We start from the raw sequence: 16,456 nt of genomic DNA on the forward strand, positions 1-16,456 counted from the left end.
TCCCGTGTAAAGCCTTCAGCGACGATCGCTGTTTCCCAGAAAGCTCGCGAACTGAAGGCGAAAGGGCGTGATATTATCGGTCTCGGTGCCGGTGAGCCCGATTTCGACACGCCTGATAATGTGAAGCAGGCCGCGATCGACGCGATCAACCGCGGCGAAACCAAGTACACGCCGGTTTCGGGGATTCCAGAGCTGCGCAAGGCGATCGTCGACAAGTTCAAGCGCGAAAACAACCTCGACTACAAGGTCGAGCAGACGATCGTTGGAACCGGCGGAAAGCAGATTCTGTTCAATGCCTTCATGGCGACGATGAATGCAGGGGATGAAGTGATCATCCCGGCGCCGTACTGGGTTTCCTACCCTGAAATGGTATCGATCTGCGGCGGCACGCCCGTCACGATCTCGACCAAGCAGGAAAACAATTTCAAGCTGACAGCCGAAGAGCTGGAAAGCGTGATCACGCCAAAGACCAAGTGGTTCATCTTCAACTCGCCATCGAACCCGACGGGCGCCGCCTACAGCGCGGATGAACTGAAGTCGCTGACCGACGTGCTGCTGAAGCATCCGCATGTGTGGATCCTGACCGACGACATGTACGAGCACCTGACCTTCGGCGACTTCAAGTTCGCGACGCCGGTCGAAGTGGAGCCGAAGCTCTACGACCGGACGCTGACGATGAACGGCGTTTCCAAGGCCTATGCGATGACCGGCTGGCGCATCGGCTATGCTGCCGGTCCGATCGAACTGATCAAGGCGATGGACATGATCCAGGGCCAGCAGACCTCGGGCGCATCGTCGATCGCGCAGTGGGCGGCTGTCGAGGCGCTCAACGGTCCGCAGGATTTCGTGACCAAGAACAAGGCGATCTTCGAAGGCCGCCGCGATCTCGTCGTGTCGATGCTTAACCAGGCATCCGGCATCGTTTGCCCGAAGCCTGAAGGCGCATTCTACGTCTATCCGTCCTGCGCCGGCCTGATCGGCAAGACGGCTCCGACCGGCAAAGTCATCGAAACGGACGAGGATTTCGTGTCCGAGCTCCTGGAATCGGAAGGTGTCGCCGTGGTTCACGGATCGGCCTTCGGTCTCGGCCCGAACTTCCGCATCTCCTACGCGACGTCGGAAGACATTCTCGAAGAAGCCTGCAAGCGCATCCAGCGCTTCTGCGCAGCCTGCAAGTAAGTTTCGAGACACGAGTTTGATGGGAGAGCCCGGCCAAGCGCCGGGCTTTTTCGTGAGTGGTGGTCCAGTGGAGGGAAGGTCGGGGCGGGCCACGGCTATAGCCCCGACCGAGCCCCTTTTCGAGGATCCTGCGTTTAAGCCTTGGTTAGCTTGATGATCGTCGAGGAGCCGGAACGGGTTTCGGTGACGGCGTAGACGGCGCCATCGGGGCCGACCTTGACGTCGCGGATGCGGGCCTTGAGCGGAACGTGTTCTTCGTGGCTCACCTTGTCGCCATCCATATGCAGGACCACCACGCCCTGGGTTACCAGACCGCCGACCAGGAATGCGCCCTTCCATTCGGGGATCGCATCTCCATCGTAGAAGGCCATGCCGGAGGGGCCGATGACCGGATCCCAGTAATAGACGGGCTGTTCGGTCTGAGCCTTCTCGGTGATGCCGTCGCCTACCTTCCCGCCGCTATATTCGACGCCGTAGGTGACCTCCGGCCAGCCGTAGTTCTTGCCGGCTTCCGGTCGGTTCAACTCGTCGCCGCCCTTGGGGCCATGTTCGACCGTCCAGAGGCGGCCGTTGCCATCGAGCGCTGCTGACTGGAGATTGCGGTGGCCGTAGGACCAGATTTCCGGTCGCGCTTCGGCCTGATCAACGAATGGATTGTCGGGCAGGGCCTTGCCGTCCATGTCGATGCGGAAGACTTTTCCAAGACCGCTTTTGAGATCCTGTGCCTGGACACGCGGCTCCGGATCGGACCGCTCGCCGACCGTGACATAGAGCTCGTTGTTGTTGCCAAAGGTGAGGCGCGAGCCGAAATGCTTGTTGCCGTCATAGCTTGGCATCTGCTGGAAGATCACCTTGACGTTTTCCAGCTTGCCGCCGCCATCGTCGTTGGCGACGAGCTTGGCGGAGGCGACGGATGTGCCGTTGCCGTCTTCACGCTCTTCGGAGAAGGAGAAGAAGATCATGCCGGACGTTTCGTGATCCGGGGCGAGGGCCACGTCGAGAAGACCGCCCTGGCCAGCGGACAGGACTTTTGGAACGCCTTCGATCGCAGGGCCGGGCTTGCCGTCCTTGATGATATGCATCGCGCCTTCCTTGGCGGTCACGAGCATGCGGCCATCGGGGAGAAATTCCATAGACCAGATGTGCGGGAGCCCTTCGGCAACGACTTCGGTGGTGATCTTAGGCATTTCCGCCGGCTGCGTTGCGCGGGTCTGACCGGTGAAGGCAGGCTTTTGATCCTTCGCATTTGGAGCGCTTGTTTCAACCGGTTTGCCACCAGTCTGCGCCATTGCGGGAGCGCCGACCAGTGCGAGAGCCAGGGCCGTGCCTGCAAGGAAGATGTTCGTGCGTTTCATGGGTCACCTCCGGACTTTGTCTTGATGCCTTTCAGTGGCGATCGCTCGCCAGGCATTGTCCCATCTAGGGCGGCCAGTCCCGAAGACCGAACACAGGGTGTTCAACTCTTCTTTATTGCAGATGTCACAATCCGATCATCGTCAGCATGATGAAGGTCGCAAACAGCACAAAATGGGTCATGCCCTCGATCGCATTGGTCTGGCCGTCGTTGAGGTTGATCGCCGCAACCACGAGCGTGATCGCCACCATCACCGTCTGGACCGGCGTCATCGCCATGATGAAGGGCTGGCCGGTATAGAGCGCGATACCTTCCATGACCGGGACGGTGAGAATGACCGTCGAGAGCGACGCGCCCATGGCGATGTTGACGACGGACTGCATGCGGTTCTTGAGCGCCGCCCGCATGGCGGTCAGGATTTCCGGCGCGGCGGAGATGGCGGCGACAACGACAGCGGTCAGCGCGATCGGCGCGCCGGAGCCTTCCAGGCCTTCGCCCATGAAGACCGACATGAATTCCGCCAGGAAGCCGATGATCAGAACGCCCAGAAGAATTATGCCGATCGATACGGCCGCGGAATCCTCGGCGGCCTCCTCCTGAGGCGCGGACGCTGTCCCGGCGGCTGCCGCCTTCTGGGTCCGCGGATAGGTGTAGCTGAAGAAGTAGCTGTGCGGCCCGACCTGCATCTTGAGAAAGACGCCGTAGAGCGCGATCATCGCGCAGATGGTAAAGGCGGAATAGTAGTGCCAGCTTTCACGGGGTACGAATTCCGGCACGATCATCGAAATGCCTACCGCCGTCATGATCATGACAGTATAGGTGCGGCTTGAATCGTCGTTATAGGGTTGCTCGCCATGGCGCAGGCCACCGAGCAGGGCCGCGAGGCCAAGAATGCCGTTGATATCCAGCATCACGGCCGAATAGATCGTGTCGCGCACCAGCGTCGGCGAGGAATTCGAACCCATCATGATGGCGAGGATCAGGACCTCGACCGCTACCGCGGACAGGGTGAGGATCATCGTGCCATAGGGGTCGCCGACCTTGTGCGCCAAAACCTCCGCATGATGGGCGACGCGTGTGGATGCAAGCACGATCACGCCGACGAAGAGCGCTGCTGCGATCAGCGACACCGTCTTTCCGGCCTCCAGAATTGAGTGTTCGATGAAGAAGCCGAGAATGGCGACGACGAGGGCGATCAGCAGGAATTTCTCCTGCCGGAGGTGGGTCGCGATTTGCACTGGAAGCTCCTGGAAACGATCTCGGAGAAACTAGGGTTGTCGGTCGACCTGCACAGAGGACGGTTTGCGATAATCGGTCTTTGGTGCCATTATCCTCGCCAGTGGAAGGAACTTCGCGGCGTATTCCGGCTTTTTTGCTCTACGCGGCCTTCTGGACCGAGACCGGTCGGGGCAGCCACGAAAAAACATACAGGAGGATCTATGACCAAGGTCGTTTACACAATCGTGCCACATGATGGCGGCTGGGCCTATCGACTGGGCGACGTTTATTCCGAAACATTCCCGAACCACAACGACGCGCTGCAGGCGGCCCGGATTGTGGCTGCCGAACAGCAGGTGGGTGGTGAGCCCGAAGAGATCAGCTGGCAGGACGCAAAGGGCGTCTGGCACACGGAGCACAGCGACGGCGGTGACCGTCCCGAAGCCGAAGTTGTGGATGGCGATCAGGCGGACGCGCGCTAGGCATTCGCTGCGACCAAAAAGAAGGCCATGCCCGGCGTTTGTGCCAGGCATGGCCGATTTCAGACAGCCGGGCCTAAAGCTTAGGCTTCTGCTGATTCAAGCGACGGGTAGTCGGTATAACCCTTAGCGCCGCCGCCGTAGAATGTGTTCTTGTCCGGCTCGTTGAGCGGCGCGTTTGTCTTGAAACGCTCGACCAGATCCGGGTTGGCAATGAACAGCTTGCCGAAAGCGACGCCATCCGCATAGCCGCTAGCTACAGCCTTTTCAGCAGTATCCTTTTCATAGCCATTGTTGACCACCCAGGCGCCGGTGCCGCCGGCGTTGCGGTAGGTATCCTTCAGTTCCTGGTAATCGAACGGCTTGCCGCCCTGGACATAGTCGCGGTCACCACCGGTCGCACCCTCGATGACGTGGATGAAGGACAGGTTGCGGGTCGCCAGTTCCTTGACGAGATAATCGAAGACCGTCTGCGGCGCATCTTCGGTGATGTTGTTGGCAGGCGTAACTGGCGACAGGCGAATGCCGACGCGGCCGCTGCCGATGGCTGCAGCAACGGCGTCAACGACTTCGAGCGCGAACCGGGCGCGGTTCTCGACGGAGCCACCGTATTCGTCTTCACGGAGGTTAGCGCCAGTCTTCAGGAACTGGTCGATGAGGTAGCCATTGGCGCCGTGGATTTCGACGCCGTCAAAGCCGGCCTCGATCGCAGCCTTTGCACCGGCAGCAAAATCGGCAACGACGCCCGGGATCTCGGAGAGTTCGAGAGCGCGCGGCTCCGATGTATCGGCAAACGCGCCGCTGCCATCCGGGTTGATGATGTAGGTCTTGCCCTTGGCGCCCAGTGCGGACGGCGCGACGGGTGCGCCTTCATTCGGCTGCAGCGAGGTATGCGAAACGCGACCGACGTGCCAGATCTGGGTAACGATCTTGCCGCCCTTCTTGTGAACGGCTTCCGTCACCTTCTTCCAGCCGTCGATGGCCGGAGCGAGGTAAAGGCCCGGAACGTCGGCATAGCCCTGTCCCTGCTGGCTGACCGGGGTGCCCTCGGTGATGATGAGGCCCGCGGAGGCGCGCTGTTCGTAATAGGCGATGTTGAGATCGTTGGGGATCGCCTTCGGCGAACGGTTGCGGGTGAGCGGCGCCATGACGACGCGGTTCTTCAGTTCGATGTCGCCGAACTTTACCGGTTCAAAGAGTGAGGTCACAGGAATATCCTTCCATGCTGCTTTGGGAGTGATTGAGTTAAGGGGTGGCATTCAGAGAGCGGAGCGAAGATTGGTCACGAAGTCTGCGATCTTCTCCTCGTCGCGGCTGTAGAACGCCCATTGACCAACCCGGCTCGTTTTCACGAGGCCGGCTTTTTCGAGGGTCGAAAGGTGCGCAGAGACGGTCGATTGCGACAGACCACATCGTCTTTCGAACTGCTTGGCACAGATGCCCATTTCGAGCGGATGATCCTGGTCGGAAAAATGCTGCTCGGGCTGCTTCATCCATTCGAGGAACTCAATCCTCGTCGGATGGGACAGTGCTTTCAGTATCTCGGTGCGATCCATCGTCTTTCCATATCGTCTCTAACCGATATATAGATCGTCTGAAGACGATTTAAAGGAATGACGTTCCCATTTTTTTGAGGAAGGCAAAAAAAAGGGCCTCCAGATTGCTCCGAGGCCCGTCAGGTGTGAAGGTCTAAAACCTCCAGAGGGGAACAGCCGGCGCTGATAACGGGGACGTCATCAATTGCTCCGGCTGATCCCTATATGGGCGCAGCGATTTGTGAGAGCAAGGGGGGTGGCCGAAATATTGACCGTTTCGGTCCAATTACTCTGACAGGCAGCCGAGGATTGCGGCGGGCCGGCAAACCGCAGGGCAAAAAAAGAGGGCCACCGGATCACTCCAGGGCCCTTATAATTATGAAGGTTAAAAACAACCTCCAGAGGGGAACAGCTGCTGCGGTGGAACTGGGAGGAAAGCCACCATATGCATCAGCTGAGTGCGATATGATGGTTTTTTGGGCAAGCGGCAACGCTTTTTTGCGCAGGACTGCCATGCACGTTCTGCACAGCTTACTCTAGTCACTGAGTCGTGTATGAAATCGCTGCGAGAATCCCGGTGCCCATTCTGAGCGAAACGTCTTCGACAGCGATCAGAAATTCCAGTTACGCGCCTTGGCGACGATAAAATCGCGGAAGACCTTGAGCTTTGCAGCGTTCTTCATTTCATCCGGGTAGCAGAAGTAAGTGTCGAATGAAGGGATGTCGGCGCTCAGCGTCAGCTGGATCAACCCAGGGTCGCGGCCGACGATATAGTCGGGCAGGCAAGCGATGCCGATGCCAAGCAGGCAGGCTCGTTTGATGGAGGTCTGGCTGTTGATCTGCAGATGCGGCGTGCGGGTGTTGTCCGAAGAACGGCCGGCGGATTCGAGCCAGTTGACGTCGAGCAGGTAATTCGGGGCAGGCTCGCCGAAGGAGATGATGCGGTGGGTGTCGAGATCCTCGACCGACTGCGGTTCGCCATAGCGGTTGATATAGGAGGGGGCTGCATAGACGTGCATGTGCACGGTGAACAGCTTGCGCTGGATCAGGTCCGACTGCTGCGGCTGGCGAAGGCGGATGGCGCAGTCCGCATGGCGCATGTTGACGTCGACTTCCTCGTTATCGAGGATGAGCTGGATCGACATTTCCGGATAAAGCTGCAGGAACTCCTGCACCTTGTCGGTGAGCCAGCCCTGGCCAAGGCCGACCGTCGTCGTGACGCGCAGCTTGCCCGACGGCTTTTCCGTCGTCTCGGTCAGCTGCATCTTCACGGTTTCGAGCTTCAGAAGCACGTCATGCGCGGTGCGATAAAGAAGCTCGCCCTGTTCGGTAAGGATGAGGCCGCGGGCGTGGCGGTGGAACAATTTGACGCCGACGTCCTGTTCCAGCGCGCTGACCTGCCGGCTGATTGCCGACTGGGACAGATGCAGCTTGTCTGCTGCATGGGTGAAGGATCCCGCCTCCGCCGCAGCGTGGAAGATGCGCAACTTGTCCCAGTCGAGAGGTACGCCCATGCTTACTCCGCAGCAATGGCAACCGGCTGAATGCCGGCGAGGTAACGTTCGGCTTCGAGCGCTGCCATGCAGCCCATGCCGGCGGCGGTGATCGCCTGTCGGAAGGTGTCGTCGGTGACATCGCCCGCGGCAAACACGCCGGGAACGTCGGTCATCGTGGAATCAGGTGCCGTCCAGAGATAGCCGCCGTTCTTCATCTTCAGCTTGTCCCTGAAGAGTTCGGTCGCGGGCGCATGGCCGATTGCCACGAACACGCCGTCGATCGGCTGGTCGGAGATCGTGCCGGTCCTGGTGTCACGCAGGCGCACACCCTCGACCGATGGCGGCAGCGGCGCGCGGGCCGGCTTGCCGGTGACCTCGGCAATTTCGGTGTTCCACATGACCTTGACGTTGGGGCGCTGGAACAGGCGCTCGGACAGGATCTTTTCCGAACGGAACGAGTCACGCCGGTGGACGACCGTCACGGTCTTCGCGATATTGGAGAGATAGAGCGCTTCCTCGACTGCGGAGTTGCCGCCGCCGACCACGATCACATCCTTGTTGCGATAGAAGAAGCCGTCGCATGTGGCGCAGGCGGAGACGCCAAAACCCTGGAACTGCTGCTCGCTTTCGATGCCAAGCCATTTGGCCTTCGCCCCGGTGGCGATGATGATCGTATCGGCGGTCCAGACGGTGCCGGAATCGGTGCGGACCGTGAAGGGGCGATGATTCATCTCGACCTCGGTCACGAGATCGTTGACGATCTCCGTGCCCACGTGGACCGCCTGCTGCAGCATCTGTTCCATCAGCCATGGACCCTGGATCGGATCGGCAAAGCCCGGATAGTTTTCAACGTCGGTGGTGATCATCAGCTGACCACCCTGTTCCATGCCTGCAATCAAGACCGGCTTCAGCATCGCACGCGCTGCGTACACCGCAGCTGTATAGCCGGCGGGGCCGGAACCGATGATCAGAACCTCTGTATGACGGGCGGACATGATGACGTTTCCTTTCCAAGACCGTGTCGGGCGCCTGGCGCCGCTTCCTCATATAGGAAGCCATTATTCGGTCTGCCGCTTTTGACACGTCATGTAAGGGCCATCCATGCAACATTGCAAGGGCAGCCTTGCGATAACAACAAGACAGTTGGAACCGCCCGGCAGAAACGGCAGGTCAACTGCGATTGGATGTGTCTCCAGGTGCACCTCGGTTGACAACAACTGGACCGGCGCGCGAAATTTTCTTGCGTCGGAACGATGTTATTGTATGTCTTCGCGACACCGAGATGGATACCCGGGAGCCTGCGTGCTCCCGTCAATTTTGAAGGCAGGCACTACACATGGTCGTGAAAGTCGAACTCGATACCATCGACCTGAAGATCCTTCGCGAATTGCAGAAGGACGGACGCATGACCAATGTCGAGCTGTCCGAACGGGTCGGCATATCGGCGCCGCCCTGTCTGCGGCGCGTTCGCAAGCTGGAAGAGAACGGCATCATCAAGGGTTATCGCGCCATGCTGCAGGCGTCGCTGCTCGGATACGATCTTGTCGCCTTCTGCATGGTGGGACTGAAGCAGCAGTCGGACAGCAAGCTGAAGGCCTTCGCGGCGGATATGGAAACGCGGACCTTGGTGCGTCAGGCCTGGATGGTCTCCGGCGAGACCGATTTCCTGCTGCAATGCGTGGCCGAGAACCTCACCGTCTTCCAGGATTTCGTCATCGAGGATCTGACCGCGGTCGACAATGTCGATACGGTTCGCACCATGCTGACGATCCGGCAGGTCAAGGATGCGCCGGTCGTGCAGATCTAGGGTCGTCTCGATCGAAGTCGTCGGAGCGGCAGGGAGCAGGAACCAGAGCATGTCCAGCCACGACATCGAGCTTGTGATCACCTGGGTGGATGGATCGGACCCGGAGCATCGCGCGAAGCGCCTGCGATACGATGACGTTGCGTCGAGCTCGCACGCGGTGGCATCCAGCCCGACGCGGTTTGCCGATAACGGCGAGATTTACTATCTCATCGCCTCCGTGCTGAAATACGCGCCGTTCATCACCAAAATTCACATCGTCACGGACGGGCAGAAGCCGGAATTCGTCGACAGTTTTGCGCAGGCGGGTTTCTGCACGGAAGATTTCATCGCCATCGTTGATCACAAGGTGGTTTTCGACGGGCTTCCGGCCGTGCTGCCGACGTTCAATTCGCTGTCGATCGAGACTGCGGTCTGGAATATTCCGGGACTTTGCGAGAATTTCGTCTACAGCAATGACGACTTCTTTCTGAACGCTCCGACATCTGCCTCCGCGTTCTTTCGCGACGGCAAGCCGATGCTTTACGGGCGCGTGAAAAGCGGATTACGATCCCGCCTCAAGCAGTGCCTGCGGTGGTTCAAGCGGAAGCGGGCGGAAGCGTCCAACGCTGTTCCGAGCTTTACCGTCGCGCAGGAGAAGGGGGCAGAGCTGGCGGGTGCGAAGAGCCGGTTTCTGCAGGTCGGCCATTACTTTCATGCGGTCAGACGCTCCACGCTCGCCGATTACTATGCAGCGCATCCCGACGTGCTTCGCCAGCAGCTCTCCCATCGCTTTCGCAACATCGCCCAGCATTCGCCGGTTGCGCTTGCAAATCATCTCGAGATGGAGCGCTTTGGCGCGACCCCGTTACCCGAACACCGCACGGCCTATATCAAGCCGCGGCAGAAGCGGGCGACCGCACCTGTGCTCGCCATGATCGAACAGGGCAGCGCCCCGTTCGGATGTATCCAGAGCCAGGACGAACTCAGCATCGAGCTTCGCCAGGCGCTGACTGACGTGATGATAACGAAATTTCACACCCATCTGCCGCACCGGCTTATCGAACACCTGCGGGCGGCAGACTGACGAGGTTACCGGTGTAGACAGGACTGCCGAGGTTACGGCAGCAAGACTTGGAGAACGTGCGTGGTACGCAAGAAGAGTAAGCTTGAGGCACTGCTGTCCTTCAACCGCTACCGCAAGCGCTGGGGAGCTGCGAAATACGCCAAGCTCGACCAAGATTACGCGGGCATGAAGCAGCGGCTGATCGAGGATTCGGATCGCGAGCACCGGTCGGGCAAGCAGAAGTCGCTCGACGATCACATGGCGAACCTGAGACTGGAGTTCAAAGGCCAGCCGGAACTGCTGTTCTATCATGCACAGCTTATCGTCCTCATGCGGCGCGAATATAATGTCCGGGAGACGTACCAGCAGTTCAAGACGCTGTGGCAGAATGAAGCGCCGTTCCTCACCGCGCATCTCGATCTGCGTTGGCTGATCTCCGCGAGCGACAGCATCGCCGATCTCGACGAGGACATGACGGCAAGGGCGATCGCCATGATCGGCTCGTCGCTTGCCAACACGATCAAGGTCTACGAGACCGACCGCTTTATCCATGGCGGCGACGAGCGTCCTGTCTCGCAAGCTGCGATCGAACAGACGCAAGGTGCGCCGATGCACAGGTTCAACGGGATGTATCTGTTCAAGGTGGGGACCGACGACACGCTGCGAAACATGCGCTGGCGGCTCGATCCGTTTTTCAAACAGGGGATTGCAGGCGAGATCGCGAAGGCGATCTACGACCGCCTGCAGGAGAACGACACGGCATTCAGCCGGTTACGAGCGTTCCACCACCGCGATCGCAGCGGGTGGTGGTAGCAGGCGCTTAAGCTGTCCCGGTTCAGGATGGCTCGCCATTCTTCGCTCGCTGCTTTTTGCGCTGCTTGACCAGCCTGTCCTTCTTGGACCTGATCCGCAGACCTCTGGCGAGATTGTAGATGACGCGAAGCGGCATGGTGATCGTGATCAGCTTGCCGAGGTTGCGGTTGCTGTTTTCCAGCCGTTCGGAAAGGACCTGGATGGCGGCAAACACAAAGTTGCTATTGTCGATATCGGGGAAGTGGCGCGATAGCGCCTTGTAAGGATTGAAGGCCGTGCGTCCCGCCATTTCGAGCTTGTCGCTGTTGGCGAGCAGTTGCAGCACCGACTGTTCGAACGTCCAGTCGTGGATGTGGAACATCTGCCACTTGCGGCTGCGGCGTCCCGAGAAACCGCAAAGCACGACCTTGGCCTGCGGCACCTTCTCGCAGAGCCAGACCGAAAGCGCGAAGCCCGAGCTGGCGGTATGGTCGCGCGGGTAGAAATCTTCGAGGTAACCGCACAGGTCGATGGCACCTGCTGCGACGCCGCCGAACTCGGCCGGTTCCGTCACCTGTTCCATCGTGGCGGCGCGCATGCTCATGACGCCGGTAAAGCCGGGGCCCGGCAGCAGGGGCAGCACCTTGTCGAGAGCGTTGTCGTAGATCAGTTCGGACCCGACACGGCTGGTGCGTGCCACGAGCAGCGAATTGCGCGTGAACGGCGCTTTCAGCACCTTGCTGACGTAGTTGAAAAAGACGAACAGCGTCGTTTCCGGATAGGCGGCGTGGATCTCGTTGAAGTTCTGCTCGTCACTGTTGGCGACAAGGACGATGTGGCTATAGCCGGCGAAAAACTGCTGCCAGTCTCCCTCGCTCAAAAGGCCGCTCGTCGTCGGTCTGTGCTGCGCCATCCCGGCAGAAAGTTCCGTCATTCGAAGCGTCCTCCATGCAGATGCGGGCAGAGCCGGACCGGTTGCGTGGCACCAAATGCCTCTGAAGTTTTCATGGTCTGGTCTCTAAAAGCGTTTCGTAGATTTCCGCCAGACTGTTGGCTTCCTTTTCGATAGCGAAGGCGACGCGAACATGCTCGCGACCGCTCCAGCCCTGCTGGCGGGCCAGTGCAGGGTTTTCGAAATAGGTGCGCAGCGCATCGCGAAGCGCCGTGTAATCGCCGGCCGGAACAACCGATCCGGTCTCACCTTCGACGATCATTTCGGAATAGGCGCCGGCATCGCTTGCAACGACTGCGGTTCCCGATGCCATCGCCTCGAGCGGCGTCAGTCCGAAGCCTTCATTGCGGGACGGTGCCACATACAGAGACAGGCGACGGTACCAAGGCTTGATGTCGTCCACTTCGCCCATGAACAGGATGCGATCTGTCAGACCGCTCATGGCGACATCGGCTTTCAACGCATCGCCGAAAACCTTGTTGTCCGGCGTGACACGTCCGCAGACGACGCCCGTCCATTCGGGATAGGACGGCAACAGTTCGATCAGGGCGCGCACGAAAAGGTCTGTGCCCTTCTGATGCCGAACGCGCCCGAAGCAGCCGATCAGATGCTTGCCGAAACCATCTGCCGGGGAGGAAGGGTCGGATGGGCCGGAGGGACGGAAGAGATCGAGATCGACGCCGTGGTGCACCACCTTATAGGGCACTTTCAGGTATGAACCCGATCGTGCAGACGTCGCGACGACCGCATCCATCTTGCTGATCAGAAAACCCGTCCATGCGGAATGGGTTCGTTGCGCGGCGGAGGTGAACAAGAGCTTCAACGGCATCCGCAGCACATCGCGCATGAAGAGGCCGGGCAGCATCTCGATATTGCGGCGGGCATGCCAGACACGGGTGCGCCGCCCTGATGGCGGTGACCACAGCGCGGCAAGGTCGGCATAGCGGATGTGGGGAAGGTGGGAGGGCAGGCCAGGTCCCAAGACCGCGATCTTCTGACCCTTTGCCCTTTGCACCGGAATCAGTTGGACGATCGTGGACGTCACGCCGGAGAGCCGCTTCTTGAAGTTCGGCGCGATCACTTCGATATCGGATATATCGACCACGGAGCCGCGAGCGCTACCGCTGCCCATCTCCGTGGCGACTTCCCCAGACGTTTTCACGAGCGATCAGCCCCAGGAGATGGCGAGGATCTCGTAGGCCTTGGAGCCGCCAGGGGCGACGACTTCGATACTGTCACCCTTTTCCTTGCCGATCATGGCACGGGCGATGGGCGAGGAGATCGAGATGCGGCCAGCCTTCACGTCGGCTTCCTGATCGCCGACGATCTGATAGGTCTTTTCCTCTTCGGTATCTTCATCGATCAGCTTGACGGTTGCGCCGAACTTGATCGTGGAACCGGACATCTTGGAGAGGTCGATCACTTCGGCGCGGGCCGTGAAATCTTCCAGCTCGCCGATGCGGCCCTCATTGTGGCTCTGGGCTTCCTTGGCCGCGTGGTATTCGGCGTTTTCCGAAAGGTCACCATGGGCGCGCGCTTCCGCAATCGCTTCGATGATGCGGGGACGCTCCTCCTGCTGGCGCCAGCGCAGTTCTTCCTGCAACTGGGTAAACCCCTTCGGCGTCATCGGTACCTTTTCAACCATTTTCTTGTCCTTAAGGCGCATGTCCGCGGATGCCGCGGACACAAAAAGAAACAGGTTCCGGAGCGGTAACTTCGGAACCATCTGCAGCATCTTAATTTAGGGCATCATAACAGAATTTCGACTGCTCCCGCTAGGAAAATCGAAATGGTGTCAGATGCGCCAGCTGGAGTTGAATGAATCAAACGTCCCTCGATTTGTCAACGGGTTGACGCAGTCATAAAGAACATATAGAGAACGCACTAATGAAGAAGTCGCTGAAAGAACGGTTGGCGATCCTGTCGGACGCTGCCAAGTACGACGCCTCCTGCGCCTCCAGCGGGACATCGAAGAGAGATTCGTCGGTATCCGGCGGATTGGGTTCGACCGAGGGGTCCGGCATCTGCCATGCCTATGCCCCGGATGGTCGCTGCATCTCCCTTCTGAAAATCCTTATGACGAATTTCTGCATCTACGATTGTGCCTATTGCATCAATCGTTCCTCCAGCAATGTCGAGCGCGCCCGGTTCACGCCTGAAGAGGTTATCTGGCTGACGCTGGAATTCTATCGGCGCAATTATATCGAGGGTCTGTTCCTGTCGTCGGGCATTATCCGCTCGTCCGATCACACGATGGGCGACATGGTACGGATCGCGCGGGAATTGCGGACCGTTCATAATTTTCGCGGCTACATCCATTTGAAGACGATCCCGGAAGCGTCGCAGCAGCTGATCGAGGAGGCGGGGCTTTATGCCGACCGTCTGTCGATCAACATCGAACTGCCGACCGATGCCGGGATCAGCCAGTTTGCGCCGGAAAAGCGGCCCGCCAATATTCGTCGCTCGATGGGCGATCTGCGCCTGAAGATCGAGGAAATGCGCGATCCGACGCTGCAGACCAAGCGTCGCAAGCGGTTCGCGCCTGCCGGCCAGAGCACGCAGATGATCGTCGGGGCAGACGGCGCCAACGACGCGACCATTCTTGGGACGAGCGCCAGACTTTATGGCAGCTACAGCCTGAAACGCGTCTATTACTCCGCCTTCAGTCCGATCCCGGACTCGTCGAAGACACTGCCGCTGATCAAGCCGCCTTTGATGCGCGAGCATCGGCTCTATCAGGCTGACTGGCTTTACCGGTTCTACGGGTTCGAGATCGGCGAGATTACGGCGTCCACGGAAAACGGCATGCTGGATCTGGACCTTGATCCGAAGCTTGCCTGGGCGCTCGGCAACCGCGACAAGTTCCCGGTCGATGTGAACAGGGCGGACAAGGAGACGCTGCTGCGGGTGCCGGGTTTCGGGACCAAGACCGTCGGAGCGATCCTGTCGTCGCGCAGGTTTCGCAAGCTGCGACTGGAGGATTTAAAGCGGCTGAGCGTGTCTCTGAAGAAGGTACAGCCCTTTATCACCTGCGAAGGGTGGACACCGCGCAAGCTTGCCGACCGGGCCGATCTGCGATCCATGTTCCAGCCAAAGCCGGAGCAGCTGTCGCTTCTATGATGTACCGAGTCTTGTTGCGGGGGAGAGGCGATCTGACCGAGTGGCGCGATGCTGCGCGTGCCTATCTCGCGGCCGGCATCGCACCTGATCGCGTCGAGTGGCTCACGATGGACGACACGGACGGATTGTTCGGGCTGGACGGCAACCAGTTGCCTGCGCCTGTCGACAAGCCGGTGACGCAGGGTGTTCCTCCAGCCTTTCTGAAGCTTGCCGCCTCGGTCATCTGCCATTCCGATCCGACGCGGTTCTCGCTTCTCTACCGGATGCTGTTTCGCATGGCGCACGGGCGCAATTTTCTGGGTATGGCGACCGATCCAGATGTGGTGGCGGCAAACCGGATGTCGAAGTCGATCGGCCGCGACTATCACAAGATGACCGCCTTCGTCCGTTTCAAGGAAATCCCACTGCCGGAGGGTGTTGCCGGACGCCGGCGCTTTGTGTCCTGGTTCGAGCCTGATCATTTTATCATCGACCGTGTGGCCCCGTTTTTCCAGCGTCGTTTCAACGACATGGACTGGCTGATCGTGACGCCCAGGGGTTTGGCGTCGTGGGATGGCGAGACCCTGCGGACCAGCGATGAGCCCGCCGAAAAGCCCGACCTTCGCGACGACACGGACGATCTGTGGCGGACTTACTATGCCAATATCTTCAACCCCGCGCGGCTGAAGGTGAAGATGATGATGTCGGAAATGCCGAAGAAGTACTGGAAGAACCTGCCCGAGGCCGAGCTTATTCCGGGCATGATCGCCAGCGCCGAGGCAAATGTGATCGAGATGGGACGCAAGGCGGCGAGCGAACCCCTGGCGTTCCACCATCGCATCCAGGAAGCCGCAGCACGGGTGCCCACGCCAGAAGGGCCGACCGCCGGTACAATCGAGGCCTTGCGGGAGGAAGCACGTCGCTGCACCCGCTGTGACCTCCATTGCATGGCGACCCAGACGGTTTTCGGCGAGGGGCCCGTCAATGCCAAGGTGATGATCGTCGGCGAGCAGCCGGGCGATCAGGAGGATCTGGCCGGGCGTCCCTTCGTCGGGCCGGCGGGCAAAGTGTTCAACGAGGCGGTGAGCGCGGCCGGGATCGACCGGACGCAATTCTACATCACCAATGCGGTGAAGCATTTCAAATACGAGCCACGCGGCAAGCGGCGCATTCACCAGAAGCCAAATATGGGCGAGGTGCAGCAGTGTCGCTGGTGGCTCGTCCAAGAACTCGATCTGGTGCAGCCCAAGCTGGTCGTCGCGATGGGTGCGACCGCGCTGTTTTCACTGACCGAGATGCGCCACAAGCTGGAGGACGTCCGGGGCAGGCCGATTGCCATGCAGAACGGTCGGATGCTGTTTGTCACCGTGCATCCGTCCTACCTGCTTCGCATCCCCGATCTGGGGCGAAAGGCGGAGGAGGTGGCGCGGTTCAAAGAGGATATCGTGGCAATCGGACGGTTGGCTTCGTAAGCTCAGCATCAGGTTCATTGGCGGGCCCAGG

General features: G+C 59.7%; 16 protein-coding genes. 7 read left to right on the top strand and 9 right to left on the bottom strand.

Annotation, left to right across the window (positions count from 1 at the left end; all coding sequences use genetic code 11):
• Positions 1-1,179: pyridoxal phosphate-dependent aminotransferase (locus ASF70_RS22695; protein WP_062582980.1), on the top strand; the 1,179-nt coding region annotated here is incomplete at its 5' end.
• A 134-nt stretch (positions 1,180-1,313) separates the two neighbouring features.
• Here the strand turns inward: ASF70_RS22695 and ASF70_RS22700 are convergent.
• Both ASF70_RS22700 and ASF70_RS22705 read right to left on the bottom strand, forming a co-directional pair.
• A complete protein-coding gene (locus ASF70_RS22700; RefSeq protein WP_062582982.1) occupies positions 1,314-2,534 on the bottom strand; it encodes a PQQ-dependent sugar dehydrogenase in 1,221 nt (406 codons plus the stop codon).
• A 124-nt stretch (positions 2,535-2,658) separates the two neighbouring features.
• Positions 2,659-3,771 carry a calcium:proton antiporter gene (locus tag ASF70_RS22705; protein WP_062455845.1) on the bottom strand — a complete coding sequence of 371 codons (1,113 nt, stop codon included), beginning with the start codon at positions 3,769-3,771 and terminating at the stop codon, positions 2,659-2,661.
• 201 nt (positions 3,772-3,972) lie between these two features.
• Between ASF70_RS22705 and ASF70_RS22710 the strand changes: the two genes are divergently transcribed.
• The gene (locus tag ASF70_RS22710) at positions 3,973-4,233 is read left to right on the top strand and encodes a DUF2188 domain-containing protein (RefSeq protein WP_062455848.1); all 261 of its coding nucleotides are present in this window, start codon (positions 3,973-3,975) and stop codon (positions 4,231-4,233) included.
• Positions 4,234-4,313: 80 nt separating this feature from the next.
• Here the strand turns inward: ASF70_RS22710 and ASF70_RS22715 are convergent, their stop codons facing one another.
• The 4 genes from ASF70_RS22715 to trxB form a co-directional block, all read right to left on the bottom strand.
• The gene (locus ASF70_RS22715) at positions 4,314-5,438 is read right to left on the bottom strand and encodes an alkene reductase (protein ID WP_062455851.1); all 1,125 of its coding nucleotides are present in this window, start codon (positions 5,436-5,438) and stop codon (positions 4,314-4,316) included.
• Positions 5,439-5,489: 51 nt separating this feature from the next.
• Positions 5,490-5,786 carry a metalloregulator ArsR/SmtB family transcription factor gene (locus ASF70_RS22720; RefSeq protein WP_062455854.1) on the bottom strand — a complete coding sequence of 99 codons (297 nt, stop codon included), beginning with the start codon at positions 5,784-5,786 and terminating at the stop codon, positions 5,490-5,492.
• Positions 5,787-6,376: 590 nt separating this feature from the next.
• The gene (locus tag ASF70_RS22725) at positions 6,377-7,279 is read right to left on the bottom strand and encodes a LysR family transcriptional regulator VtlR (protein WP_062455858.1); all 903 of its coding nucleotides are present in this window, start codon (positions 7,277-7,279) and stop codon (positions 6,377-6,379) included.
• A 2-nt stretch (positions 7,280-7,281) separates the two neighbouring features.
• The gene (gene trxB, locus ASF70_RS22730) at positions 7,282-8,256 is read right to left on the bottom strand and encodes a thioredoxin-disulfide reductase (protein ID WP_062455861.1); all 975 of its coding nucleotides are present in this window, start codon (positions 8,254-8,256) and stop codon (positions 7,282-7,284) included.
• Between the two features lie 341 nt (positions 8,257-8,597).
• Between trxB and ASF70_RS22735 the strand changes: the two genes are divergently transcribed.
• From ASF70_RS22735 to ASF70_RS22745, 3 genes are read left to right on the top strand one after another with little or no spacing between them, the layout of a single operon-like run.
• The gene (locus tag ASF70_RS22735; protein ID WP_062455864.1) at positions 8,598-9,068 is read left to right on the top strand and encodes an Lrp/AsnC family transcriptional regulator; all 471 of its coding nucleotides are present in this window, start codon (positions 8,598-8,600) and stop codon (positions 9,066-9,068) included.
• Positions 9,069-9,117: 49 nt separating this feature from the next.
• Entirely contained in the window at positions 9,118-10,131 is a 1,014-nt protein-coding gene (locus ASF70_RS22740; protein ID WP_062582985.1) for a Stealth CR1 domain-containing protein, read from the top strand.
• A 60-nt stretch (positions 10,132-10,191) separates the two neighbouring features.
• Positions 10,192-10,923 (top strand): hypothetical protein, encoded by a 732-nt coding sequence (locus ASF70_RS22745; protein WP_062582987.1) that lies wholly within the window; start codon positions 10,192-10,194, stop codon positions 10,921-10,923.
• A 22-nt stretch (positions 10,924-10,945) separates the two neighbouring features.
• On the opposite strand, the gene ASF70_RS22750 is transcribed toward ASF70_RS22745, so the two are convergent.
• The 3 genes from ASF70_RS22750 to greA all read right to left on the bottom strand — a co-directional run bounded on the left by ASF70_RS22750 (position 10,946) and on the right by greA (position 13,499).
• Complete coding sequence (locus ASF70_RS22750; protein WP_062582989.1) at positions 10,946-11,836, bottom strand: hypothetical protein; 891 nt, start codon at positions 11,834-11,836, stop codon at positions 10,946-10,948.
• Positions 11,837-11,906: 70 nt separating this feature from the next.
• Positions 11,907-12,959, bottom strand: coding sequence for a glycosyltransferase family 4 protein (locus ASF70_RS22755; RefSeq protein ID WP_062583183.1), 1,053 nt, complete (start codon positions 12,957-12,959; stop codon positions 11,907-11,909).
• Between the two features lie 63 nt (positions 12,960-13,022).
• Positions 13,023-13,499 (bottom strand): transcription elongation factor GreA, encoded by a 477-nt coding sequence (gene greA, locus ASF70_RS22760; protein WP_062457929.1) that lies wholly within the window; start codon positions 13,497-13,499, stop codon positions 13,023-13,025.
• Between the two features lie 242 nt (positions 13,500-13,741).
• On the opposite strand from greA, the gene ASF70_RS22765 reads away from it, so the two are divergent.
• Together ASF70_RS22765 and ASF70_RS22770 are read left to right on the top strand one after the other, a co-directional pair.
• Positions 13,742-14,974, top strand: coding sequence for a putative DNA modification/repair radical SAM protein (locus ASF70_RS22765; RefSeq protein WP_062455876.1), 1,233 nt, complete (start codon positions 13,742-13,744; stop codon positions 14,972-14,974).
• Positions 14,974-16,425 (top strand): UdgX family uracil-DNA binding protein, encoded by a 1,452-nt coding sequence (locus ASF70_RS22770; RefSeq protein ID WP_062582992.1) that lies wholly within the window; start codon positions 14,974-14,976, stop codon positions 16,423-16,425. The genes ASF70_RS22765 and ASF70_RS22770 overlap by 1 nt, the downstream gene beginning before the upstream one ends.
• The last annotated feature ends 31 nt before the right edge of the window (positions 16,426-16,456 follow it).

Origin of the sequence: Rhizobium sp. Leaf321 (assembly GCF_001423215.1) — a bacterium.
Lineage (GTDB): Bacteria > Pseudomonadota > Alphaproteobacteria > Rhizobiales > Rhizobiaceae > Neorhizobium > Neorhizobium soli.